This window comes from Streptomyces bullii (assembly GCF_042657145.1).
Taxonomy (GTDB): Bacteria; Actinomycetota; Actinomycetes; order Streptomycetales; family Streptomycetaceae; genus Streptomyces; species Streptomyces bullii.
Genome location: NZ_JBHSNY010000013.1, coordinates 37,339 through 60,465, shown reverse-complemented (window position 1 = coordinate 60,465; position 23,127 = coordinate 37,339). Strand labels below are relative to the sequence as shown.

Genomic DNA, 23,127 nt, shown 5'->3' with positions numbered 1-23,127 from the left:
GTGTCCCCGGGGCCTCACCTTTTGCCCACAGGGACGATCGTTCGGCTGAAGCCCTGTGGAGCCTTTCGCCGAGAGGCGACCGCCATCCGTACCCACCACCTAGCCGCCCCGACCGCGATTCCCCCGTCCGGTCGGGGCTTTTGCCTTCTCCCGGGCGGGTCCTCCCGCGGCCCAGATTTTTCCGGTCCGTGTCCTCCACGCCGTGTCCTCCAGTCCGCGTCCTTCAGGATGATCTCGCTCATCCGGGGATCATCACAGGCCCTGGGCCGTGCGGCCCAGGGGCCGTCCCGGCTCCGGGTGCGATCCCCCAGCCCGGGTACTCGGTCAGCTCTGCGAGCCAACCCCCGAGAGGAGCGCAAGGTGAGCAGCCGAACGGGCATGAGGATCGTCGTCACGGGCGCCACCGGGAACGTCGGCACCAGCGTCGTACATGTCCTCTCCGAGGATCCGGAGGTCGGCTCCGTGCTGGGGCTGGCCCGGCGGATCCCCGAGTGGTCGCCGCCCGGGACCGAGTGGTCCGCGGTCGACCTGGCCACCGAGGAGACCGACCTCGTCGAGCAGTTCTCGGGCGCGGACGCGGTGATCCATCTGGCCTGGGCGTTCCAGCCGACGCACGACCCGGCGGTGACTTGGAGCACGAACGTGCTCGGCAGCATGCGGGTCTTCGAGGCGGTCGCGGCGGCCGGGGTGCCGGCACTGGTGCACGCCTCCTCGGTCGGCGCGTACTCGCCGGGGCCGAAGGACCACGCCGTGGACGAGTCGTGGCCGACGCACGGCTGGCCGGATGCCGCCTACTGCCGGGAGAAGGCCTATCTGGAGCGTGCCCTGGACACGTTCGAGCGGGAGCACGCCGAGATCCGCGTGGTGAGGATGCGGCCCGCTTTCCTGTTCAAGCGCCAGTCGGCGAGCGAGCAGCGCCGTATCTTCGGGGGCCGCTTCCTGCCGGGGCCGCTGATGCGCCCCGACCTGCTGCCCTTCCTCCCGGACATCCCGGGGCTGCGGGTGCAGGCGCTGCACACCGACGACGCGGCGAACGCGTACCGGCTCGCGGTGCGCTCCGACGTCCGGGGCGCCTTCAACCTGGCGGCCGAGCCGCCGGTCGACGCGGAACTGCTCGGCGAGATGCTGGGGGCCCGCCCGGTGAAGCTGCCCCGTACCGCGGCCCGCTCGGCGATCGCCGCCGCCTGGGGCCTGCACCTGCTGCCCGCCTCCCCGCACCTCTTCGACGCGGTGCTGCGGCTTCCGCTCATGGACTGCACACGCGCGCGTGCGGAGCTCGGCTGGCGGCCGCAGCGTACGGCGACGGAGGTGCTGGAGGAGTTCCTCCAGGGAGTGCAGGAGGGCGCCGGGGCGCGGACGGAGCCGCTGCGGGGACGGAAGGTGGGCTGACCCGGACGGCGGGCCGACGCGCCGACGCCGCCCGCAGGGCCCGGCCGGGCCGGGCCCTGCGGGCGGGTGCTCAGGGGGATGGAGGGGTGGTCAGCCGGAGGGCTCGTCCGGCACCGGCTGCTCGGGGTGGACGCTGCCCGAGTACGGTGCCCCCTCCCGGCCCGTCCCCGCCTCGTCGGTGTCGGGGACGTCGGTGTCCGGGACGGATTGCCCGGTTTCCCGGGACTCTTCGGCTTCCCGCGGCTCTTCGCTTTCCCGGGGTCCCTGGGTCTCCTGGGAATCCGTGGCTTCCGCGGGCTGCGATTGCGTGGACTGCGAGCCCGTCGGCTGCGCCGACTGCGCCTCCGTGGACCCGTCCCGCCGGCCGGTGTCCCCGGCGGCCTGGCCGGGAGCGACCTCCCAGGGGTCCTCCCCCTCGGTGGCCTGCTGGTCCGGCAGGTCCCGCGGGATGGGGGCGCCGTTCTCGCCCGGTGCGTCGATGCGGTGGTCGGTCACGGCGTACTCCCTTCGTGTCGCCCGTCCTCCGGTGTCCGGGCGCCACGCGAGTACCTCCGCGATGACCTGCGAAACCTCAGCGGGCTCGGGCAAGATCGTCGATCTCGTCCAGGGCCGAGACGAGTTCGGGCGCGACGGCGTCCCGTACCCAGCGCTCATGGTCCTCCCCGACCGCCCGCGGGACCGTCTCGGTGAGCATGATCAGGTAGAGGTAGGCGCGGTACAGCGCGAGGCGCAGGCAGGCCGCCGGGGCGAAACGGGCCCGGCCGCCGGCCTGCCGGTAGCCCGCCAGGAACGTCTCGTCCCGTCTGATGTCGTCCAGCAGCGCGAGGGAGACGAACTCGGCGAGGGGGTCGCCCCAGAACATGCGCTCCCCGTCGATGAGACCTCCGATGCGGGCCTCCCCCCGCGAGCGGTCGACCAGGATGTTGCCCGGCCACAGGTCGAAGTGGACCAGGCGCGGCGTGGCGACCTCGTCGAGGGCGTCGTACGCGGCGCGGGCGGTGTGGGCGATGGCGTCCAGGGGACGGGGCAGCGCGGGCCGGTACTGCCGGGCGTCGTCCAGGACGGCCTGGAACATCGTGCTGAACGCCGTCCGCCAGTCGGGGGCGAGCGGGCCGAGGGCCCCGGAGGGGTAGCCGAAACCGGGGCCGGTCAGGTCGTGGAGGCGGGCCGTCTGACGGCCCAACTCGGCCCGGAGGGCGCACCGTTCGGTGTTCGTGAGCGAGCCGTCCCAGGGGTCGCCGGGGCAGGCCGTCATCAGCAGGAACGCCGTGTCGGAGGCCAGCACGCGTGGTGCCGGCACATCGGCCCGCGCCGCCGCGCGGTAGAACTCCGCCTCGGAGATGAGGAGTTGCCGCTCGTAGCGCAGGCCGGGTGTGGCGGCCGTCGGCGGGATCTTCAGCACGTAGCGGGTGCCGTCGGTGAGGCGCAGCTCCTCGACGGTGTTGTAGGTGCCGCCGGTGAGGGGGCGCAGGCGGGCGAGCCGGTCGGGCGGCAGGCCCGCCGCCGTCAGGGCGTGCCGGGCCCGTTCCCAGGAGTCCACCACCGTGCGCCCACCCCTCCCCTTCTCGTCAGCCGGCCGCGGAGCCACCGCTCGGCGTCCGCCTCACTCACGTCCGGCACATGCTTGCGGTACAGCGTACGGAACGCCTCCCGCACGCCGGGTGCCATGCGGGTACCGTCGCCGCAGTCGTACACCCGGGCTCCGGCGTTCAGCAGGCCTTACACCTCGTCGGCCTCGGCGGCGATGCGGTGCTGCGCGAACCGCACCCCGCCCTCGGGGGCGGCGCTGAAGGCGGGGCGGAGCGAGACGGCTCCGGCGGCCTCGGCGGCGCGCAGTTCCTCGGCGTGCAGGAAGTCGGCGTCGGGGGCGTCACAGCCGAAGTAGCAGAGGGCGGGAGCGAGTTCGGCGCCCGCGGCGAGGGCCGCCGTACGGTCGGCGATCGCGCCGCGGAACGGGGCGAGGCCGGTGCCGGCCGCGACCATGACGACCGGTGCGGAGCCCTCGGTGCCGTCCGTGCCGTCGGACCCGTCGAAGCCCTCCAAGACGTCGGAGGCGCGGGAGGTCTCGATGCGGAAGGCCTCCCGGCACGGCTGGACACGGGCGTGCACCGTGTCGCCGGGCTCGACGGCGGCGAGGTGGCCGGACCCGGTGCCGCGGTACCGGCCCCTGCCGGACCGGGCGGGGGCCTCCAGCAGGGAGACCATGAGGTCCGCGTGGCCGGGGTCGACGGCGGGCGAGGACGAGATGGAGTAGTGGCGGGGCCGCAACGGGGTGAGGAGGTCCAGGAGCGTCGGCCAGTCCGGGGCGCCGCGCAGGGCGGGGTGGTCCTCCAGGATCTCCACGAGGGTGCGGGGGTCGTCGTCGGTGAGGGCGGTGAGGGCCGCGCGTTCGGGCGGGCAGGGGTCGGCGGCGGCGAGCGCGGCCGGCTGGGCGCCGCTCGGGCGCTCCTGCAACTCGACGTGGTACGCGAGGAGCTGACGCGCCGTCACCGGCCGGTCTATGGCGGGACCGTCACGGCGCGGGCGGGTGGGGCGGATGTCCAGGACGGCGTCGAGGCCGGCGCCGCGCTCACAAAGAGACGATGGTCGCGGAGGCGGCGGTGCCCGCTCCCTCCGGAGCCCCGAAGCGGGCGAGGGTGTGCCAGACCATCTTCAGGTCCTGCAGCGCGTACAGTCCGGTACGGGCGGCGTCGCCGATGACCCGCGGGTCCACACGGCCGTCGGGAGCGATGCGGGCGCCCAGTTCGACGTACTCCCGGCCCCGGTAGTCCGCGTGACGGCGCAGTCCGGCCACCGTGAGCCGGTAGCCGGGATGCCACTCGACGGGGCACGGCAGGCGCCGGGCCTCGGCCTCGACGGGTGTGCCGCGGTAGCAGGCGTCCAGCACCAGCGCCTCCACGTCCCGGGCCAGCTCGACACCGCCGTGCACTTGGGCCTCGATGTAGTCGTTCAGGGGGTCCTGATCGTCCGCCTCGGCCAACTCGACCAGGGACATGCCGGTCGCGACGCCGAAGTCGGCGGGTTCGGCCGCGCTGTCGGGATAGCAGAACGTGGTGCGGGCGAGCGTCTCCCCGGTGAGCCGGAAGTGCGAGGAGCCGAAACGTGGTGCGGCGCCGACCACTTGACGGCGGAAGTTCAACGCACCGTACACGGGCCGCTCGTGCGGCGGCCCGTCGTCGTACGCCCCGCCGAAGATCCGGCTCTCCCAGCGCCAGCGGTCGCCGCCCGGTGACGCGGTGAGGCCGCCGTTGCTGGTGCCCGTGACGAACTGCGAGTGGTACGCGCCGTCCTGCGCCAGCGCCGTGAGAATCGGCACCCCGCCCACCAGCCGGTCCGGATGGAAGTTGAGGGTGACGCGTGCCCCGCTGCCGAGCGGTGGCCCCGCCGAGCGTGCCGCCACATGACGCAATGCCGCCCGGGCCCGCCGTGACCCGACAGCGCGAAAATCCACTGGCTCCCCCTCGTCCGGGCTGTCTACCCTGCCCACGAAACCTAGACCCCCTAGGTTTCGGAATTCAAGACCCGGAGACGCCCCATGAGATCCCTCACCGAGCAGGACATCCGCGCCTCGTTCATCAACTGCTCGAAGGGAGAGGCCAAGCGCCTGGCCGTCCCGCGCGATCTCGGTGAACGCCCCTGGGAGGACCTCGACTTCCTCGGCTGGCGGGATCCAGGAGCCCCGGACCGCAGTTATCTCGTCACCGAACACGCGGGACGGCTCGTCGGAGTGGCGCTGCGCTTCCAGCCGGCCCAGCGAGGCTTCCTGCACCGCAGCATGTGCTCCCTGTGTCTGACGACCCACCCTAGGGGCGGCGTCTCCCTGATGACCGCGCGCAAGGCGGGCCCGGCCGGCCGGGAGGGCAACTCGGTCGGCGCGTACATGTGCACCGACCTCGCCTGCTCCCTCTACGTCCGCGGCAAGAAGATCCCGGAGACCGGGGCCCGCTTCGAGGAGAGCCTGACCCTGAAGGAACAGATCGCCCGCACCACGGGGAATCTCTCCGCCTTCCTCGACAAGGTGTCCGCCTGACGACCACTCGCCCCGGCCGGGGCCCGCTGCGGATCGGCAGCCTGGCCCCTCCGCCCACGGGTCGACGACGTAGCCACAGTGCGGGCCGCCACGCGTGCGCGTACCGGCACCACTGCCGGACGGCGTCGGTTCCGCGGGGCACGCGCTGCGAGCGGAGGGACCGGTCCGCCGGTACGGCTCGGCCGTTGACGGTCAGCGGCCGGCGATCAGCCGTCGGCGGCTGGCGGCGAGTGATCACTCCCTTCAGCGGTCGGCGGCCAGCGATCAACCGCCAGCAGTCGGCGGTCGCGCCGTTGGCCGGATCGCTGTGGTGAGGCCGCGACCCGGTTGCTGGACCTTGTCCTGATGCGCACGCCGCTGCCACTCGCCCCGGTGTGCGGCGAGGCCTTCGGACTGTCGCCGTGCCGCCCCCTGCGGTGCCGAACCGCCTGGTGAGGCCGGTTCCGAAGACCGTCGTGCCGCATGGGCCGCAACCCCGCCCGGCGCCGAGACGGCCCCCTGTCGCGCGGATTGTGTGAGAACCCGCCTTGTTTCCCCTGGCCGAATGCTGCCGTTGCTCCCTCGGCCGATTACCGTCCTTCACGAGGACGTTCGATGCGCCTGGTGAAAGGGAACGGCCCAGAGGATGCAACAGGTACGTGAGTGGACGGCTCCCGCCGTCAGGTTCGTGAAGCGGCGCCGGGACCCTGTGGTCGTCCAGGCGTTCCGTTCGGCCACGGCGGCGACGATCGCCTATGTCATCGCCCTGCGGCTGAGCCCGGAGGTCGCACCGCTCACCGCACCCCTGACCGCGCTGCTGGTCGTCCAGGTCACCCTCTACGCCACGCTCACCAACGGCATCCGCCGGGTGAACGCGGTGGTCGCGGGGGTCCTCGTCGCCATCGCCTTCAGCCTGCTGGTCGGTCTGACCTGGTGGAGCCTGGCGCTGCTGATCCTCGCCTCGCTGGCCGTGGGACACCTGGTCCGCGTCGACGAGTACGTCCCCGAGGTGGCGATCAGCGCGATGCTGGTCCTCGGGGTCACCACCCACGGCGACACGGCCTGGGCCCGGATCGTGGAGACGCTGATCGGAGCGGTCGTCGGGCTCGGCTGCAATCTGCTGCTGGCTCCGCCGGTGTGGGTGGAGGAGGCGGGCGAGTCGATCGAGGGGCTGGCGCGTCGCCTGCGGCAGTTGATGCTGCGGATGGGTGAGGAGGCGGCGGGCCGCCTGCCCGTGGACCGCGCGGCGGCGCAGTTGCACGAGGCGCGGCGCCTCGACCACGACATCGTCGAGGTGGACGCGGCGCTCCGGCAGGCCGAGGACAGTCTGCGGCTGAACCCGCGGGTGCGGGAGGGCCTGCTGCACCGGGTGGTGCTGCGCACCGGCCTGGACACTCTGGAGATCTGCACGGTCGTCCTGCGGGTGCTCGCACGGACCCTGACGGACCTCGCGAAGGAACGGGAGCCGGAGCCGCTGTTCGAGTCGGAGACCGGCGCGACGATCGAGCAACTGCTGTCCGAGATCGCCAACGCCGTGGTGAGCTTCGCGGTGCTGGTCACCACCAGCGTGAGCGCGAACGCCGAGTCGGCCGAGGAACGGCTCGCCGCCGAACTGCGGCAGGCCGCGGCCACCCGCGACAAGCTGGCCCAGCTGCTGCTGGAGGAGGTGCAGCGCGACGCCCGTCGGTGGCAGCTGCACGGCGCGGTCCTGACGGAGGTCAACCGCATCCTGGACGAGCTCGACACCGAGCACCGTTCGCACCGGCTGCTGGAGGAACTGGACCGCCACACGCGCGAGCAGCGCGAACGGCTGTCGGGCCTCAACCGGCTGCGCGAGCGCCTGGGCGTCCAGGATCGGCTGTGGCGGAACCGCGCGGGCATCGGCGGGCGTTCTCACTAGGGAGCGCCGGGACGGGCCGGACGTCGGCAAGCGCCGGAACGGGCTGCGGACGCCGGAGAGCACCGGGACGGATCGGCACCGAGCTGGCAAGCGCCGAACGGATCCCCACCGCACGCCGCCAAGCGCCGGAACGGATCGGCACTGACTGGCGAAGAACGCGTCGGTCCGGGGCCGGCGCGGAATGCCGGAGAGCGCCGGTACCGGGCCGGCGCCGGATGCGAGGAGTGGCCCATGGCCGACACCGCCGTGCGGATCGACGGCAACACACTGCGGCTGCCGGGCGGAGTGGCGGTGCGGTTCATCCGTACGCTGCGGCTGCCCGAGAGCGGCACCCATCCGCTGCCGCCGGGCCTCGGCGAGTTCCCGGTCCGGCGGGTCGCCGACCACCCGGACACGGTGCCCGAGGCGTGGCGGGCCCGGGGCGGCGTGATGCTGCCGGTGTATCTGCGCGAGGCGATGTGGCTGAGCTTCTCCGGCACGATCGAGCCCGCCGCGCTCCAGGTCGGCGTGGGCAAGGTGTGCGCCGTGTCGGGCCGGCCGTGGAGCGACCGGCTGTCCCGGGACCCGCAGAACTACGTCGTGCTGCCCCGCCAGCCCTGGCTGGACGGCATCAACTCCGGGACGGGCACCGTACGCCAGTTCGTCGCGGTGCCGCTCGGCCTGGGCGCGACCGTCGAGGGCCAGGTCACGGGCGAGGAGGTCTGGGGCGGCGTACAACTGCAGTCCTTCCCGCTGAACGACCGGGAACTGGCTGGGTGGCGCGAGGAGGAGCGGCGGCGTGCGGAGCGGGCCCGGGCGCTGCCGCCGCCCGGCGGTTACGGTGCCGCGCTGCCGATGGCGGCGCCGCCCGCGCCGGGCGCGGTCCCGGCACCCGCCGCCGCTCCGCCGGGCCGGCCCCGGGCCTCGGCGGCGATGGGGCTGGGCGTCGGCGGGTCGATGCGGCAGGAGGTCTACCGGGACGACCGGCCGCTCACGGACTGGGCGGAGCGGCCCGCGGGGCGGGTCTTCGTGCACCTGGTGACACCGCCGCAGTGGCGCCGCATCACGGGCGAGGCGCCTGCGCCGTCGCCGGTGGACCGGGCCGCGTACACCCGCGCGGGTCTGCCCTGGTTCGACTACTACGACCAGGACGCGTACGACCTCGCCCCGACGGTCACGCTCCAGGCGGTGAAGCCCGTCGGCGACTGGCTCGGGGACGACCACGAGCCCTGGCAGGCGCCCTCGCCGCACCAGGTGCGGCCCCTCAAGGACGCGCCCGGGGCGCCGGTGGAGGACGGGGACTGGTAGGACGGCCGGGGAGGGAGAGGCCGGCGAGAGTTCGGGGGCTGAGGCGACGCTCAGTGCCGTTGTTGCACCTGGCGGGGCATCCGGGTCAGGGTGGCGTCACGACTGTGACGACCGACGACGCGAGGTGCGGACTTTGGCCAGGAGTGACTGGAGCAGGCGGCGATTCGTCGGCGCCCTGGCGGGAACGGCCGCCGGGGCGGCCCTCCCCGCGTGCGGCAACGGCCCGGCACCGCCGACCGCGACCGCTCCGTCCGCCTCGTCGCCCCAGGCACACACCGAGCCGAGCGCGAGCCCGTCCGGCGAGGCCCGCAGGCCGTCGGGCCCTCGCCCCCTCTACCTCGGCACCCACACGTCCGTGGAGGGCGGCGGCAAGGGCATCGGCCTGGCCACCTACGACCCCACGACGGGCCGGATCACCGGCACCGGCACTCTCACCGGGGTCGACGACCCGTCGTACCTGGCGGTCCATCCCGACGGCCGGACGCTGTACGCGGTCGGTGAACGCGACGACGGCGCGGTGACCGCCGTCCGTCTCTCCGACCGCGAGGTCCTCAGCAGCCGGAGCTCCGGCGGCGGGGGCCCCTGCCATCTGTCGGTGCATCCGGGCGGGCGCTGGCTGCTCAGCGCCAACTACACCTCGGGCAGCGTGGCCGTGCACCCGATCGACGCCTCGGGAGCGCTCGGTGAGCGCACCGACCTGGTGACGCACGCGAGCCCGGCGCCGGGTCCGGGTCAGGACGGCCCGCACGCCCACCAGTTCGTCACCAGCCCGGACCAGGGGCACGTCCTCGCGGTCGACCTGGGAACCGACACCGTCTACACGTACCGGCTGGACGAGCGGGCCGGCACGCTCACCGAGGTCGCGCAGGCGCACACACGGCCCGGCGCCGGTCCGCGGCACCTCACCTTCCACCCCGGCGGCCGGTACGCCTACCTGGCCAACGAGGTCGACAACACGGTCGCCGTCTGCGCCTACGACCCGGCATCCGGCCGTCTGACCGTCGAAGAGGCGCAGTCCACGGGCACCGGGCCGGGCACCAGCTACCCGGCGCAGATCCTGGTGACCGCGAACGGCCGGTTCGCCTATCTCGCCAACCGGGGCCACAACAGCCTCACGCGCTACGCGATCGAGGCGGACGGCGCCCGGCTCAGCCTGCTGGACACCGTGCCTGTGGGCGGTGACTTCCCCCGGCAGATCGCCTTCTCTCCGGACGGGACGCTGCTGTTCGCGTCGAACCAGAAGTCCGGCACCGTGACCGTGTTCCGGGTGGACCCGGGAAGCGGTGAACTGCGGCGGGCGGGCGAGCCGTTCGCCTCACCGGTCGCCGTCTGCGCGCTGCCGCTGTAGGGCCCGGGGACAGGAGGCGGCGCTCGCCTGCCCGAGCAGGACGTGCATGCGTTCCGTGAGCTGCGTGACGGTGTCGGCGGGCGCGTGGAAGGGCAGCCGTACGTCGCCGTGGGCGCGGGCGCGTTCGATGCGCAGCGTCAGTCCGTGCCGGTCGACGGCGAGCGGCTGGATACGGAGCGCGCCGTGCAGGCTGTCGGGGTCGACGAGCCGGGTGAGCCGCTCCACCGCGTCCGGGTGGCAGTCGGCGAGATGGGTCAGCAGCCGTGCCTCGGCCGTGGCCAGCGGGTCGGGCGCGGCGGCGGCGAACTCGTCGCGGTCGACGACGACGGCCCCGGAGGGCTGACGCAGCACCACGCGTGTGGGCCGCAAGGCCAGTTTGCCGTCCTCGGGGGCGAACCAGCCCGCGAGCCACAGCCTGGCGCGGACCCGGTTGCGTACCGGGACGGGCGCGACGTCGGCGAACTCCAGCACGGCGGACGGCTCCCCCCGCGGCGCGCAGATCGCGGCCGCGAGCAGCGCGCTGTCCTCGGGCACGTCGAGCAGCACCCGGCCGTTCTCGGTCACGGTGTGCGCGCCGATGAACTCCTCGCGCGTAAGGAGGTTTGTGATGGGTGACGACAGCCACAGCAGGACCGCCGCGCCCGCCGCGGCCGAACGGGCCCGTTCGGTCCTGGCCGTCGCGTGGTCCTCCGCGGTGACCGCGGAGAGAGCCTTGCCTAACCTATCGGAGATCCGAGTGAGCGCCAACCAGCCCGGGCGATCCTCACGTGACGTTCAGGGCGTCAGGACGCCCAGCAGGGCGCGGGCGCACAGATCGCGCACCTGCTCACGGCCCAACTCGGCCCCGCGCAGCCACTCCAGGCAGACGGCGGTGGTGAACGCCAGCCAGCCGCGCACGGCCAGCCGCACGTCGGGACGTTCCTCGACGACCGGGCCGAACTCGGGGTCGGCGGCCAGGGCCGCCAGGATCTGCCGCTCCTGCGCGGCCAGGGCCCGCCGGTACACCCGGCGCACGGCCTGGTCCCCCGCCGCGTCGGCGCGGTGGAAGGCGCGGTAGCCGTGGGCGTGGGCCCGGACGTACTCCAAGTACGTGTCGAGACCGGCGGTGAGCTGTTCACGCACCGGCACCCCGGGCACGGCCGCCGTCATGCGCAGCATCCGCTCGCTCTCGCGCTCGACGACCGCCGCGAAGAAGTCCCGCTTGGTCGGGAAGTAGTGGTACAGGAGCCCACGCGACACGCCCGCGATCTCGGCGACCTGCTCGATCCACACGTCGTCGTACGGGTTCTCCGAGAACAGCCGCGCCCCGACCGACAGCAACTGCTCGCGCCGCTCGGCGGTGCTGAGCCGGCGGCGGGTGCGCTCGCCCTGGTTCGCAGCCATGCCCGCACTTTACTTGACGCCGGTTCAACAACGGGACAAGACTGAGGCCGCGTTATTGAACCCATGTGCAACAGGCGCTGGGGCCATCACATGCCGCTGGATCGAGGGAGATCGCGTCATGGCGGAGACGACGACCGGGACCGGGCTGCCGAAGGGATTCCGCGGGGCGGAGCAGGGCTGGCCCGCACTGCACCGCATACCTCATCCGCCGCACCGGCTGCCGCTGCTGGGCGATGTGCTCGGCGCCGACCGGCGCACGCCCCTGCAGGACTCCCTGCGGCACGCCCGGCAACTCGGGCCCATCTTCCGGCGCAGGGCCTTCGGCAAGGAGTTCGTGTTCGTGTGGGGCGCCGATCTCGTGGCCGACCTCGCGGACGAGTCGCGCTTCGCCAAGCACGTCGGGCTCGGCGTCGCCAACCTGCGGCCGGTCGCCGGGGACGGGCTGTTCACGGCGTACAACCACGAACCCAGCTGGCAGCTCGCGCACGACGTGCTGGCGCCGGGCTTCAGCCGGGACGCCATGGCGGGCTACCACCGGATGATGCTGGCGGTGGCCGGGCGGCTCATGGAGCACTGGGACCGCGAACGGGCGGCCGGCCGGGCCGTGGACGTACCCGGGGACATGACGAAGCTGACGCTGGAGACGATCGCGCGCACCGGCTTCGGGCACGACTTCCAGTCCTTCGAGCGCTCCCGGCCGCATCCGTTCGTGACGGCGATGGTCGGAACGCTCACTTACGCGCAGCGCCTCAACTCCGTGCCCTCGCCGCTGGCCCCGCTGCTGCTGCGCCGCGCGAGCCGCCGCAACACGGCCGACATCGCGTACCTCAACCGCACCGTCGACGACCTGATCCGGGCGCGCCGCGCCGCCGGGCCCGGAGAGGGCGACCTGCTCGACCGGATGCTCGACACGGCGCATCCCGAGACCGGTGAGCGGCTGTCGCCCGAGAACGTCCGCCGGCAGGTCGTCACCTTCCTGGTCGCCGGGCACGAGACCACCTCGGGCGCGCTCTCCTTCGCGCTGCACTACCTCTCGCGCCACCCGGACGTCGCGGCCCGCGCCCGCGCGGAGGTGGACCGTGTGTGGGGCGGCGTGGCGGAGCCCGCGTACGAGCAGGTCGCAAGGCTGCGGTACGTGCGCCGGGTCCTGGACGAGGCGCTGCGGCTGTGGCCGACGGCGCCCGCCTTCGCCCGGGAGGCGCGCGAGGACACGGTGCTGGCCGGGGAGCACCCGATGCGGCGGGGCGCGTGGGCGCTGGTGCTGACGCCGATGGTGCACCGCGATCCCCGGGTGTGGGGCGCGGACGCCGAACGCTTCGCCCCGGACCGCTTCGACGCCAAGGCCGTACGGTCCCGTCCGCCGCACGCCTTCAAACCGTTCGGAACCGGTGCGCGGGCGTGCATCGGGCGGCAGTTCGCCCTGCACGAGGCCACGCTGGTGCTCGGCCTGCTGCTGCGCCGCTATGCGTTGCGGCCCGATCCGGGCTACCGGCTTCGGGTGACCGAGCGGTTGACGCTGATGCCGGAGGGACTGCGGCTGTGGCTGGAACACCGCCCCGTCCCGGCCACCGTCCCTCACGAGGACACGGCGGCAGCGCGGGCCACGGCGGGCGGGGCGCCCGCACGCCCGGACGACGACGCCCCGTCAGCCCCGCGCCGTCCAGTGCGCGGGCCGCGTGACTGACGCGGACAGCCGGGTGCCCGCGCTCCCCCGGGCCGCGTTCAGCTGAGGCTGGGTCAGGAAGAGCGCGCCGGTCAGGTCCGCGTCCGTGAGGTCGGTGTCCCGCAGGTCGGCCCCGATCAGGTCGGCGCCCCGCAGATCGGCGCCGGTGAGGTCCGCCGCGATGAGGCAGGCGCCGCGCAGGCTGACGCCCCTGAGGTCGGCACCCTTGAGGCGGGCCCCGATCAGGTCGGCGCCCCGGCGGTCCTTCCGGCGGCCGCGCACCCCGGCTCGGGCCAGCTCGCTGGCCCTCAGCAGCAGGGCGTTGACCTCCTGCCGGTGCGCCGCGACGTCCAGCGCGGCCAGATCCCCGGGGGTCCCCCGGGTGAGCCGCTCGGTACGGTCCAGCGCCCGGCGCAGCCCGGCGTGCACGGGGCGGGCCGCGGGCAGGGTCAGTGCCTCGGTCAGGTACCACAGCAGCTCGTGCAACTGCCGTACGACCGGGAACACGTCGAACATGCGGCGGGCGTGCTCACGCCCACCCGTGCGCCAGTCCCGTCCGCCGAAGGTGACCTGCGAGACCTTCTGCCCGGCGCCGAAGCAGTCGTAGACCGTGCAGCCGGTGAACCCTTTCGGCCTCAGCTTCGCGTGGATGCCGCAGCGGTGGTCGTCCTGGAGGTTCGGGCACGGCGTCCCGGCGTCCTTGTCGAGCGCGAAGTCGGCCGAGGCGGCGAAGGGCAAGGCGACGCAGCACAGTCCGAAGCACCGCGCGCAGTCGCCCCGCAGGTCCGCCCGGTCGGCCGGTTGATCTCGCATGACGTTCAGGATACGGACCGGGAACTCACCGACGGGTCTCCGGGCTCGAGGGGGCTCTCACTCAGCGCCGCCTGACTCACCCGGCGACGTCCGGCAGGTCCAGCCGCTCCAGCCGCTCCGGGTCGGCCAGGATGTACATGCCGGTGATCCGGCCGTCGGCGATCGTGACGCCCATGACCGACAGCGGCCGCCCCTGGGGGGCGTTGACGACCCCGACCGCGCCGTTGACCAGGACCAGCCGCGCCTCCACTTCCATGAACCGGGCGAACATGAGCGCCTGTTCGGCCACCCGCTTCGCCCCTTGGAGCGCTCTGGACGCCGCCACGCCCCGGACCAGGACGCCCGAGTCGGCACGCAGCACCACGTCCGGGTGCAGGACCGCGAGCAGCGCCTCGAAGTCGCCGGCGCGTGAGGCGGCCAGGAAGGCGTCGAGCACCTGCTTCTGCCGGCCGAGGTCCGGATCGGCCGCCGGGGCGGCGCCGCGCACCCGGCGCCGGGCCCGGCTGGCCAGCTGCCGGGTCGCGGCCGAGGTGCGCTCCACGATCGGCGCGATGTCGTCGAACGGCACGGCGAACATGTCGTGCAGCACGAACGCGAGCCGCTCGGCGGGGTCCAGGGCCTCCAGCACCACCAGCATGGCCAGCCCCACCGAGTCGGCCCGCATCGCCTGCTCTTCCGGGTCGTCCTGGGGCAACGGCCGCAGAACCGGGTCCGGGACGAAGGTGGTGAGGTCCTCACCCATCGGCTCCTCGCGACGCGCGGAGCGCGAGCGCAGCAGGTCCAGGCAGATCCGTCCGGTGACAGTGGTCAGCCAGCCGCCGAGGTTCTGGATCTCGCCCGCGTCCGTACGGCTCAGCCGCAGCCAGGCCTCCTGGACGGCGTCGTCCGCCTCGGCCAGTGAGCCGAGCATCCGATACGCCACGGCCTTCAGCTGGCCGCGGTGCTCCTCGAACCGGTCGGCCAGGGCTTGCGTGCCCGTCATGCGTTCCCCCGTCATGAGTCCGTTGTCCTTCATTCGCCGCACGCGCTCATCTGCTGAACAGCTTGAACGCCACGGCCGGCCTGCCCCCGAACCGCTCCCCCGTGGCCTCGGCGTGCCGGGTCAGGAAGCCCCGGACGTACGTCTCCGGGTCCTCGTCGGTCAACGCCTCGATGTACGTGCGGTGTTCGAGCAGCGAGCGCACCGCGCGCTCCAGGCCCGCGGTGGCGTCCACGGCGTGCGTGGGTGTGCTGGACCCGGCGACCGCGACCCAGCGCACCCCGTTCCACGGCTCCAGGCCCTGCTCGGCGAGGTCCGGGAAGATCCACCGGTTGCCGGCGTCGGCCGCCGCGTCGAGCGTGGCCCGGCCGACGGCCACGTGGTCCGGGGTGTTCCAGGCGACGCCGCCCCAGGTGTCCCGGTGGTTGAGGGTGATCACCAGCTCGGGCCGGTGGCGGCGGACGGCGGCGGCGATGTCGCGGCGCAGGGCGGTGCCGTACTCGATGACGCCGTCCTCGTGGTCGAGGAACTCCACCACCGACACGCCCACCACGGCCGCGCTCGCCCGCTGTTCCCGTTCCCGCAGCGGGCCGCACCGCGCGGGCTCGAGCGTGTCGATGCCCGCCTCGCCCCGGGTCGCCAGCACGTAGGCGATCTCGCGGCCCGCGCCGGTCCAGGCCGCGATCGCCGCGGAGCAGCCGTACTCGAGGTCGTCGGGGTGGGCGACGACCGCCAGGGCGCGTTGCCAGTCGTCGGGCATGGGCTGCAGTGGCGTGATCGTCGGCTCGGTCATGGTCGAAGACTAGGCCGCCGCCCGCCGCGTCACACCTCGTTTCGGGCCAGGGCCAGCAGCCGGTCCAGGACGCGGGGGCCGCCGGCCCGGACGCCGTCGTGTTCGAACTCGTCGGTGACCCAGGTGCGCAGTCCCCGGATGGCCCGCGCCGTCCGCAGCGAGTGCGCGGTGTCGACGTACATGTCGTCGTGGTAGACGGCGGCCGCGACCGGCACCTCGTTGGCGGCGAGGCGGGCGGGGTCGTACAGCGGCGTCCAGTCGGTGCGTGCGGCGAGCAGGCCGGCCGTGTCGCGCAGCGGGCGCAGGGCCGGGTCGCAGTCGAATGTCCAGGGGTGGACGGACTCGCCGGTGAACAGCAGCGGTTCGTCGCCGGCGAGGGCCTTGGCGGCGTCGAACTGCGGGAACTCGGCGCGCACCCGTTCGGCGGACCAGGCGGTGGGCCGGGCGTCCTGGCCGTAGCACGCCTCGTGGACGAGGGCGTACAGCGGATGGCTCGCGTACGACAGCAGGCCCTGGACCTGCTCCTGGAACGCGTCGGACAGCGCCAAGCCCCGCGGGGTGCGGACGAAGGCGTCCTCCAGGAGGTAGTGCAGCCGGTGGCTGCCCTCGCCGCCGCCGAGGAGGATGCCGAGGGACTGGAAGGCCTCGACGGTGAGCCGGTAGCCGTTGGGCAGGACCACGTCGTGCGTCAGCAGGTGGTCCGCGACGCGGCGGGCGCGGTCGACGTCCTGCGGGTAGCGGTCATAATGCGCGGCGACCTTGCGCTCGACGCGCGGGTAGGCGGCCCGGTAGACGTCGTCGGCGTGGGCGTCCAGGGACGGCAGCCCGCCGGTGATCACGGCGGTGTCCACGCCCTCGGGGGCGGTGGACAGATACGTCACCGTGCAGAAGCCGCCGAAGCTCTGGCCGAGGACGGTCCAGGGCGCGCCGCCGGTGATCGCGGGGCGGATGGCCTCGCAGTCGCGGACGATGGAGTCGGCGCGGAAGTGCGTGAGGTAGTCGGCCTGTTCGGCGGGGCCGCCGCGCAGCGGGAGGGTCTGGCGGTTGGCGGGGGTGGAGTGGCCGGTGCCGCGCTGGTCGAGGAGGAGGACGCGGTACTCCTTCAGGGCGCGGCCGAGCCAGGCCTGCTTGCCGACGAAACGGTTCGCGCCGAAGCCGGGACCGCCCTGCAGGTACAGCAGCCACGGCAGGTCCCGGTCCGCGTTGTCGCTCGCGACGACCTCGCGGGCGTACAGCTCGATCGTCTCGCCGCGCGGGTCGTCGTGGTCGAGGGGCACGGTGAAGCGGCGGTCGGTGAGGACGACACCGGGCTGGCGGTAGCTGGAGGTCAACGGGGCTCCCGGGACGGACGGTTTTCGGACCGTGTCCCAGTTCAGCACACGATCGTCCGCCGGCCGACCCCCAGGATCATGAAATCGTACTGAACGGCGGATCAGCGGGCGGACAGGCTGGAGCGGCGCACCACCAGCTCGGGCTGCAGGACGACCCGTCTGTGCTCGTGTCGCCTCGCCGCGCCCTCCTGTTCCGTCTCCTCCAGGAGCAGCTCGGCGGCCAGGGCGCCCATGGTGACGGCGGGCTGCCGCACCGAAGTCAGCGGGACGGCCGCCGCGGCGGCGAACTCGATGTCGTCGTAGCCGACGATCGCCAGATCGTCGGGCACGCCGACGCCGGCCGCGTACATGGCCTGCAGTACGCCGAGGGCGAGCAGGTCATTGGCGCAGAACACGGCGGTGGGACGCTCGGACAGGCCGAGCAGGCGGGCACCGGCGTCCCGGCCTGCGGCGACGTCGAGCCGCTCGGTGGGCAGCTCGCGCAGTGCGTCGGGGCCCAGCCCCGCCTCGGCGAGCGCGTTCAGGGCGCCGGTACGGCGGTCCCTTACCTGGTTGAGGCCGGGCGGGCCGCTGACGTACGCGATGGAGCGGTGCCCGGCGTCGACGAGGTGGCGTACGGCCAGGGCGCCGCCGGCCACGTCGTCGACGGAGACCGAGCACTCGGTGGTGCCCTCAGCGACCCGGTCGACGAGGACGAAGGGGATGCCGTGGCGTCGGAAGGAGGCGATGTTGCGGCCGCTCGCGTCCGACGGGGTCAGCAGCACGCCGCGCACCCGCTGCTCGGCGAAGAGCGACAGGTACTCGGCCTCCTCGCTCGGGTTCTGGGCGCTGTTGCAGACCATCACGCCGAGCCCGGCCTCCCGGGCGGCGCGCTCGGCGCCGCGCGCCACGTCGACGAAGAAGGGGTTGCCCATGTCGAGGACGAGCAGCCCCATGATCCGGCTGCGGCCCGCGCGCAGTTGGCGCGCGGACTCGCTGCGGACGTAGCCGAGCCGGTCTATGGCGGACAGCACCCGCGCCCGGGTCTCGGCGGCGACCGTGTCCGGACGGTTGATCACGTTCGAGACCGTGCCGACGGAGACTCCGGCGACGCGGGCGACGTCCTTGATTCCCACCGACTGGGCCATCGGGCAGGGACCTCCAAGGGGACGGATGCAACGGGACGAGGAGCGGCCGGAAGGCCTTCACATTACCGTCATGCCGCCTCTGTACGGCTTCGGTGCCATCGAGGTCAGGCGGGCAGCCGGAAGTCGACGACGCGCAGCGCCGACGGTGTCGTGCCGCTGGACTTTTCCTGGTACATGAAGGACAGCACCCCGTCCTGCGCGACCCGCGTCTCGTCGATGACGACCTCCCCGAAGGCGTTGAGGCCACTGCCGTCGAACAGCAGCTTCCAGTCGGTGTACCCGGAGGCCGCCGAGGCGCCGGCGATCCGGCCGAACGGGAAGATCGCGTACGCGTTGTCGTACCTGTCCAGGATCAGCTTGGTGCGCTGGCTGGAGTTCAGCGGGACCGGGATCTCGGTCTTCTGCCAACCGCCGGAGCTGTTCCTGCGGACGTGGAAGGCGCGGCCGTTGGCGGTGCGGTCGGCGACGTAGTTCGTGGTGCACTGGCCGAAGCGGCCGGGGACGTAGGAGATGATCGCGTGCGGTCGGCCGGCGGAGTCGGTGAACTGGCTCTCCTGGTTCATCAGGGAGTGGTCCGGGTTGAGCGGGTCCACCACCAGGCCGCCGTCGGTGACGGAGACCCGGTCCGAGCCGCCGGTGACGCCGACGACGGTGCCCGCGGTGTTGCGCCAGGTGCGGCCCCGGTCGTCAGAGTAGACGTAACCGGTGTCGTGGTTGGTGATGCCGCCGCTGGAGCACATCACGGCACTGTTCTGCTCGCGCCAGGTGAAGAACGAGTGCAGCCGTCCGTTGCGGTCGTAGTCGATGCCGTGCAGGTACATGTTGCGGGCCGTGGAGGAGCCGTGCTCGCTGGTGTACGTGCCGGTGGAGGACGTCCACTCCCCCAGCGCGGTCCACTGCGTGCCGTCGTACTCCACGAGCGCGTTGCGGCCGTTGCCGGAGACGCCGACCCGGTAGCTGAGCTGGAGCCGGCCCTCGGGCGTCGAGACGAACTGCGGGTAGGTGAACTGGGTGGTGAGCGTCAGCCCGTCGAGCGTCGACTGGGGTGCGCCGAAGCGGCTCGTGGTCCAGCTCAGCCCGGCGGGGTTGTCCATGAGTCCGGCGACCGACTTGACGTAGGTGAAGCCGTCGCTGTGCGAGTCCATGTTGAGGTGGAGGCGGCCGTCCGCTTTGGAGACACCCATGGAGATGACGTTGTGGGAGTCGTTGTAGCGGAGCGTGTGGCCGACCTTCACGGTCTGCCAGGTGCTCGCGCCGAGGGCGCGGCGGCCGACGACGGCGTTGCGGTCGGCGGTGTACCAGGCGGCGTACTGGTAGCCCTTGTAGGTCAGCAGGCCGTTCTTCTGGAACGCGTTGTTGTTGACCAGGCCGTCGTACGACACGAAGAAGATGGCCTGGCTGTCGAGCGTGGTGGTGCCGGTCCGCGTGACGGACGGGCCGGGGTCGGCGGCCCGGGCGGTGCCGCTGCCGAGGGCTGGGCCGGCCACGGCGCTGAGGACGGCTCCGGCCAGCAGCGTACGTCGTCTCATCTCGGGGGGACTCCTTTGTCGGGCGAGATCGGGCGGAGGGAGATCAGGCACGGGGGGCAGTCGAGGTGGAACACCTCGGTGAGCGGTTTCATGGCCTCGTCGGGCCGGGCGCCGTCCAGCGACTCGAAGAACGGCGCCATCTCCGCCTGCCAGCGGGCGTTGACGTCGGTGGCTTCCATACCGGCCAGGGCGGCCTCGAAGTCCTCGGTCTCCAGGTAGCCGACGAGCAGGCCGTCCTCGCGCAGGAAGAGCGAGTAGTTGTGCCAGCCGGTGGCCGACAGCGCCTCGCGCATCTCGGGCCACACGTCGGCGTGCCGCTCGCGGTACTCGTCGAGGCGGTCCGCCCTGACCTTGAGCAGGAAGCACACGCGCTGCATCAACGACCCTCCAGGTGTCAGAAGTTGAACTGGTCGATGTTCTTGGCGTCGAACACGGTCGGCTTGCCGAGGCTGATCACGCCGTCCTTGCCGATGGTGTACTCGCCCATGGCGCCGGCCTTGAAGGTCTCGCCCTCCTTGCCGGTGATCTGCCCGGAGGCCAGGGCGACGGCGGTGCGGGCGGCCAGCTCGCCGAGCTTGGCCGGGTCCCACAGCTCGAACGCCTCGACGGTGCCGTTCTTGACGTACTTGCGCATGTCGTTGGGGGTGCCGAGGCCGGTCAGCTTGACCTTGCCCTTGTACTTGGAGCCGGACAGGTACTGGGCGGCGGCCTTGATGCCGACGGTGGTCGGGGAGATGATCCCCTTCAGGTTCGGGTACTCCTGGAGCAGTCCCTGGGTCTGCTGGAAGGACTGCTGGGCGTCGTCGTTGCCGTACGCGACCTTGACCAGCTTCATGTTCTTGTACTCGGGCTTGTTGAGTTCGTCCTTCATGAACTCGATCCAGGTGTTCTGGTTCGTCGCGGTCTGCGCGGCGGACAGGATCGCGATCTCGCCCTTGTAGCCGATCTGCTTGGCGAGCAGCTGCACCTCGGTACGGCCCAGGTCCTCGGCGCTGGCCTGCGAGACGAAGGCGTTGCGGCAGTCGGGCTTGGTGTCCGAGTCGTAGGTGACGACCTTGATGCCGTTCTTCATGGCCTGCTTCAGCGCGGTGCACAGGGCGCCCGGGTCCTGCGCGGAGACGGCCATCGCGTCGACCTGCTGCTGGGTGAGGGTGTTGACGTAGGAGACCTGGCCTGAGGTGTCGGTGGCGCTGGACGGGCCGACCTCCTTGTAGCTGGAGCCCAGCTCCTTCAGGGCCTTCTCGCCGCCCTTGTCGGCGGAGGTGAAGTAGGGGTTGTTGACCTGCTTGGGCAGGAAGCCGACGGTCAGGCCCTTCTTCAGCTCGGCGTTCGGGTCGGCCTTGCCGGCCGCGGCGGCCGAGCCGCCCTCGCTGTGCACGTCCTTCTTGGTGGTGCCGCCGCACGCGGTGGCGGCCAGGGCGAGGGAAGTGACGGCGGCGAGGGCCGCGCAGGTGCGGCGGAGCGATGACTTGCGCATGGCGGTGGTTCCTTTACGAGGGTGGGCTGAGGGGTCAGGAGGTGGGCGTGGGTGCCTTGGACACCGGCGCTGAGGCGGCTCGACGCCCGGCCCTCGCGACGGAGATCTGGCGTGCGACCCGGGGGCCGAGCACGGAGACGACGAGCAGGACGCCGGTGACGACGATCTGCGACTGGGCGGAGACGTTGACCAGACTCATCACGTTCTGCAGCGCGCCGAGCAGGAAGACACCCGCGATCGCGCCGCCGATCGTGCCCTTGCCGCCGTCGAAGTCGATGCCGCCGAGCAGCACCGCGGCGACGACGGACAGTTCGAGGCCGGTGGCGTTGTCGTAGCGGGCGCTGGCGTAGTGCAGGGCCCAGAAGACGCCGGTGAGGGAGGCCATCAGGCCGGTCACCGTGAAAAGGATCAGCTTGTGACGCCTGACGCGGATGCCGGCGAACCGGGCGGCCTCCTCGCTGGCCCCGATGGCGAACAGCGACCGGCCGAACGGGGTGGCGTGCAGCGTGACCACGGCGATGGCGAGCAGCACCAGGAACGGCAGGAAGGCGTACGGGACGAACGTGTCGCCGATGCGTCCGGCCGCGAAGTTGAGGTACTGCGCGGGGAAGTCGGTGACCGCGTCGGAGCCGAGCACGATCTGCGCGATGCCGCGGTAGGCGGCGAGGGTGCCGATGGTGACGGCCAGGGACGGCAGCCCGAGCCTGGTCACCAGCAGGCCGTTGACGAGCCCGCAGACCACGCCGAGCAGCAGGCAGATCGGGATGATCGTCTCGATCGCCATACCCTGGTTCCACAGGGCGCCCATCACCGCGCCCGACAGGCCCGCCGTGGAGGCGACCGACAGGTCGATCTCGCCGGAGACGACGAGCAGTGTCATCGGCAGGGCGATCAGCGCGATCGGCAGGGTGTTGCCGATCAGGAACGACAGGTTGAGCGCGTTGCCGAAGCCGTCGACGAAGCCGAAGGAGGACAGCAGGACGACGATCAGGAGGGCGCCGACCACCGTGTCCCAGCGGATCGCGCGCGTGAGGGACTCAGGCATGGCGGGCGTTCCTCTTCTTCAGGGCGGACGCCACGCGCAGCGCGACGATCCGGTCGACCGCGATGGCGAGGATGAGCAGGATGCCGTTGATGGCCAGCACCCACACGGAGCTGACGCCGAGGGCGGGCAGCACGCTGTTGATGGAGGTCAGCAGCAGCGCGCCGAGGGCCGCGCCGTAGACGCTGCCGGAGCCGCCGGTGAAGACGACGCCGCCGACCACGACCGCGCTGACGACGGTCAGTTCGTAGCCGGTGCCGGTGCCGGAGTCGACGTTGCCGAACCGGGCCAGGTACATGGCGCCCGCGAGTCCGGCGAGCGCCCCGCAGAAGGTGTACGCGGCCAGGATCCGCTTGCGCACCGGGATGCCGGCGAGCCGGGCGGCCTCCGGGTTGGAGCCGAGCGCGTACAGCTCGCGTCCGCTGCCGAAGTGCTTGAGGTAGTAGGCGGTCGCCACGAGGACGGCGAGGGCGATCAGCGCCAGGTAGGGCACGGCCGAGATGCCGCCGGAGCCGAAGTCGACGAAGCCACCGGGGAGGTCGGCCGCGGTGATCTGGCGGGAGCCTACCCAGATCGAGTCGATGCCGCGGATGATGTAGAGCGTGCCCAGGGTGACGACGAGCGCGGGCACCTGGCCGAGGCTGACGAGCAGGCCGTTGAGCAGTCCGAAGCCGACGCCCATGAGGACGGCGAGGAGCACCGCCACGACGGCGTTGCCGCCGCCCTGGAGGTACGTCCCCGCGGCGAAGGCGCTGATGCCGAGCGTGGAGCCGACCGACAGGTCGACGTTGCGGGTGATGACGACCAGGGACTGGCCGGTGGCGACCAGGACCAGGATGGTGGCGTTCAGCAGCAGGTCCTTGATGCCCTGCTCGGAGAGGAACTCGCTGTTGCCGGCCTGGGTGACGGCGATCATCACCAGGAAGACGACGCCGATGGCGAGTTCGCGCATCTTGAAGACGCGGTCGACGAGCCGGGTGCCACTGGACTTGGGCGCCTCGGCGACGGGGGCTTGGTCGGGAGCGGTCACCGTCATGCGGCGCTCCCGGTGGAGAAC

The 23,127-nt window shown here is 72.7% G+C and carries 20 protein-coding genes and 2 pseudogenes; 6 read left to right on the top strand and 16 right to left on the bottom strand.

All coding sequences use genetic code 11. The features are described from left to right. Positions 1–360 precede the first annotated feature (360 nt). Entirely contained in the window at positions 361–1,389 is a 1,029-nt protein-coding gene (locus tag ACFPZJ_RS32410) for an SDR family oxidoreductase (RefSeq protein WP_381029134.1), read from the top strand. 90 nt (positions 1,390–1,479) lie between these two features. On the opposite strand, the gene ACFPZJ_RS32405 is transcribed toward ACFPZJ_RS32410, so the two are convergent. From ACFPZJ_RS32405 to ACFPZJ_RS32390, 4 genes and pseudogenes are all read right to left on the bottom strand, one after another. Beyond that, positions 1,480–1,884: a hypothetical protein gene (locus ACFPZJ_RS32405; protein WP_381029131.1), complete on the bottom strand. Its 405-nt coding sequence runs from the start codon at positions 1,882–1,884 to the stop codon at positions 1,480–1,482. Positions 1,885–1,960: 76 nt separating this feature from the next. Continuing rightward, on the bottom strand, positions 1,961–2,932 hold the full coding sequence (locus ACFPZJ_RS32400) for a phosphotransferase family protein (RefSeq protein ID WP_381029129.1): 972 nt from the start codon (positions 2,930–2,932) through the stop codon (positions 1,961–1,963). Further along, positions 2,896–3,954, bottom strand: a pseudogene (locus ACFPZJ_RS32395) (ferredoxin reductase domain-containing protein); the annotation flags it as partial. The gene ACFPZJ_RS32400 and the pseudogene ACFPZJ_RS32395, both read right to left, overlap by 37 nt. 4 nt (positions 3,955–3,958) lie before the next feature. Next, positions 3,959–4,789: a DUF3626 domain-containing protein gene (locus tag ACFPZJ_RS32390; protein ID WP_381029126.1), complete on the bottom strand. Its 831-nt coding sequence runs from the start codon at positions 4,787–4,789 to the stop codon at positions 3,959–3,961. A gap of 135 nt (positions 4,790–4,924) precedes the next feature. Here ACFPZJ_RS32390 and ACFPZJ_RS32385 point away from each other — a divergent pair, with 135 nt between their 5' ends. The 4 genes from ACFPZJ_RS32385 to ACFPZJ_RS32370 all read left to right on the top strand — a co-directional run bounded on the left by ACFPZJ_RS32385 (position 4,925) and on the right by ACFPZJ_RS32370 (position 9,933). Continuing rightward, complete coding sequence (locus tag ACFPZJ_RS32385) at positions 4,925–5,419, top strand: FBP domain-containing protein (protein WP_381029124.1); 495 nt, start codon at positions 4,925–4,927, stop codon at positions 5,417–5,419. 625 nt (positions 5,420–6,044) lie between these two features. Beyond that, on the top strand, positions 6,045–7,298 hold the full coding sequence (locus ACFPZJ_RS32380) for an FUSC family protein (protein ID WP_381029122.1): 1,254 nt from the start codon (positions 6,045–6,047) through the stop codon (positions 7,296–7,298). Positions 7,299–7,529: 231 nt separating this feature from the next. Continuing rightward, positions 7,530–8,585: a hypothetical protein gene (locus tag ACFPZJ_RS32375; RefSeq protein ID WP_381029120.1), complete on the top strand. Its 1,056-nt coding sequence runs from the start codon at positions 7,530–7,532 to the stop codon at positions 8,583–8,585. A gap of 133 nt (positions 8,586–8,718) precedes the next feature. Further along, complete coding sequence (locus tag ACFPZJ_RS32370) at positions 8,719–9,933, top strand: lactonase family protein (RefSeq protein ID WP_381029117.1); 1,215 nt, start codon at positions 8,719–8,721, stop codon at positions 9,931–9,933. Here ACFPZJ_RS32370 and ACFPZJ_RS32365 read toward each other — a convergent pair. Next, positions 9,901–10,563: a DUF2470 domain-containing protein gene (locus ACFPZJ_RS32365; RefSeq protein WP_381029581.1), complete on the bottom strand. Its 663-nt coding sequence runs from the start codon at positions 10,561–10,563 to the stop codon at positions 9,901–9,903. The genes ACFPZJ_RS32370 and ACFPZJ_RS32365 overlap by 33 nt on opposite strands. Before the next feature lie 144 nt (positions 10,564–10,707). Further along, positions 10,708–11,316, bottom strand: a complete 609-nt coding sequence (locus tag ACFPZJ_RS32360) for a TetR/AcrR family transcriptional regulator (RefSeq protein WP_381029114.1) — start codon at positions 11,314–11,316, stop codon at positions 10,708–10,710. 118 nt (positions 11,317–11,434) lie between these two features. Here ACFPZJ_RS32360 and ACFPZJ_RS32355 point away from each other — a divergent pair, with 118 nt between their 5' ends. Next, the gene (locus ACFPZJ_RS32355) at positions 11,435–13,000 is read left to right on the top strand and encodes a cytochrome P450 (protein WP_381029112.1); all 1,566 of its coding nucleotides are present in this window, start codon (positions 11,435–11,437) and stop codon (positions 12,998–13,000) included. Here ACFPZJ_RS32355 and ACFPZJ_RS32350 read toward each other — a convergent pair. The 10 genes and pseudogenes from ACFPZJ_RS32350 to ACFPZJ_RS32305 all read right to left on the bottom strand — a co-directional run bounded on the left by ACFPZJ_RS32350 (position 12,962) and on the right by ACFPZJ_RS32305 (position 23,106). Then, on the bottom strand, positions 12,962–13,792 hold the full coding sequence (locus tag ACFPZJ_RS32350; protein ID WP_381029110.1) for a pentapeptide repeat-containing protein: 831 nt from the start codon (positions 13,790–13,792) through the stop codon (positions 12,962–12,964). The genes ACFPZJ_RS32355 and ACFPZJ_RS32350 overlap by 39 nt on opposite strands. 76 nt (positions 13,793–13,868) lie before the next feature. Continuing rightward, complete coding sequence (gene sigJ / locus ACFPZJ_RS32345) at positions 13,869–14,774, bottom strand: RNA polymerase sigma factor SigJ (protein ID WP_381029580.1); 906 nt, start codon at positions 14,772–14,774, stop codon at positions 13,869–13,871. A gap of 46 nt (positions 14,775–14,820) precedes the next feature. Further along, the gene (locus ACFPZJ_RS32340) at positions 14,821–15,564 is read right to left on the bottom strand and encodes a PIG-L deacetylase family protein (protein WP_381029107.1); all 744 of its coding nucleotides are present in this window, start codon (positions 15,562–15,564) and stop codon (positions 14,821–14,823) included. A gap of 29 nt (positions 15,565–15,593) precedes the next feature. Continuing rightward, complete coding sequence (locus ACFPZJ_RS32335; RefSeq protein WP_381029105.1) at positions 15,594–16,895, bottom strand: alpha/beta fold hydrolase; 1,302 nt, start codon at positions 16,893–16,895, stop codon at positions 15,594–15,596. 101 nt (positions 16,896–16,996) lie between these two features. Continuing rightward, the gene (locus ACFPZJ_RS32330; RefSeq protein WP_381029102.1) at positions 16,997–18,022 is read right to left on the bottom strand and encodes a LacI family DNA-binding transcriptional regulator; all 1,026 of its coding nucleotides are present in this window, start codon (positions 18,020–18,022) and stop codon (positions 16,997–16,999) included. A 104-nt stretch (positions 18,023–18,126) separates the two neighbouring features. Continuing rightward, positions 18,127–19,551, bottom strand: a complete 1,425-nt coding sequence (locus ACFPZJ_RS32325) for a BNR repeat-containing protein (RefSeq protein WP_381029100.1) — start codon at positions 19,549–19,551, stop codon at positions 18,127–18,129. Positions 19,552–19,613: 62 nt separating this feature from the next. Next, positions 19,614–19,928: pseudogene (locus ACFPZJ_RS32320) on the bottom strand (L-rhamnose mutarotase); the annotation flags it as partial. Positions 19,929–19,945: 17 nt separating this feature from the next. Then, on the bottom strand, positions 19,946–21,028 hold the full coding sequence (gene rhaS / locus ACFPZJ_RS32315; RefSeq protein WP_381029097.1) for a rhamnose ABC transporter substrate-binding protein: 1,083 nt from the start codon (positions 21,026–21,028) through the stop codon (positions 19,946–19,948). A 34-nt stretch (positions 21,029–21,062) separates the two neighbouring features. Beyond that, a complete protein-coding gene (locus ACFPZJ_RS32310; protein WP_381029095.1) occupies positions 21,063–22,073 on the bottom strand; it encodes an ABC transporter permease in 1,011 nt (336 codons plus the stop codon). Further along, positions 22,066–23,106 carry an ABC transporter permease gene (locus ACFPZJ_RS32305; RefSeq protein ID WP_381029092.1) on the bottom strand — a complete coding sequence of 347 codons (1,041 nt, stop codon included), beginning with the start codon at positions 23,104–23,106 and terminating at the stop codon, positions 22,066–22,068. Before ACFPZJ_RS32305 ends, ACFPZJ_RS32310 begins: the two co-directional genes overlap by 8 nt. Positions 23,107–23,127: the final 21 nt, after the last annotated feature.

What these genes read in the sequence shown, in the direction of transcription:
- ACFPZJ_RS32385 (WP_381029124.1), top strand. Translation starts at nt 4,925, where the DNA reads ATGAGATCCCTCACCGAGCAGGACATCCGCGCCTCGTTCATCAACTGC.
- ACFPZJ_RS32380 (WP_381029122.1), top strand. Translation starts at nt 6,045, where the DNA reads ATGCAACAGGTACGTGAGTGGACGGCTCCCGCCGTCAGGTTCGTGAAG.
- ACFPZJ_RS32375 (WP_381029120.1), top strand. Translation starts at nt 7,530, where the DNA reads ATGGCCGACACCGCCGTGCGGATCGACGGCAACACACTGCGGCTGCCG.
- ACFPZJ_RS32360 (WP_381029114.1), bottom strand. Translation starts at nt 11,316, where the DNA reads ATGGCTGCGAACCAGGGCGAGCGCACCCGCCGCCGGCTCAGCACCGCC.
- ACFPZJ_RS32355 (WP_381029112.1), top strand. Translation starts at nt 11,435, where the DNA reads ATGGCGGAGACGACGACCGGGACCGGGCTGCCGAAGGGATTCCGCGGG.
- ACFPZJ_RS32350 (WP_381029110.1), bottom strand. Translation starts at nt 13,792, where the DNA reads ATGCGAGATCAACCGGCCGACCGGGCGGACCTGCGGGGCGACTGCGCG.
- sigJ (WP_381029580.1), bottom strand. Translation starts at nt 14,774, where the DNA reads ATGACGGGCACGCAAGCCCTGGCCGACCGGTTCGAGGAGCACCGCGGC.
- ACFPZJ_RS32340 (WP_381029107.1), bottom strand. Translation starts at nt 15,564, where the DNA reads ATGACCGAGCCGACGATCACGCCACTGCAGCCCATGCCCGACGACTGG.
- ACFPZJ_RS32330 (WP_381029102.1), bottom strand. Translation starts at nt 18,022, where the DNA reads ATGGCCCAGTCGGTGGGAATCAAGGACGTCGCCCGCGTCGCCGGAGTC.
- ACFPZJ_RS32325 (WP_381029100.1), bottom strand. Translation starts at nt 19,551, where the DNA reads ATGAGACGACGTACGCTGCTGGCCGGAGCCGTCCTCAGCGCCGTGGCC.
- rhaS (WP_381029097.1), bottom strand. Translation starts at nt 21,028, where the DNA reads ATGCGCAAGTCATCGCTCCGCCGCACCTGCGCGGCCCTCGCCGCCGTC.
- ACFPZJ_RS32310 (WP_381029095.1), bottom strand. Translation starts at nt 22,073, where the DNA reads ATGCCTGAGTCCCTCACGCGCGCGATCCGCTGGGACACGGTGGTCGGC.
- ACFPZJ_RS32305 (WP_381029092.1), bottom strand. Translation starts at nt 23,106, where the DNA reads ATGACGGTGACCGCTCCCGACCAAGCCCCCGTCGCCGAGGCGCCCAAG.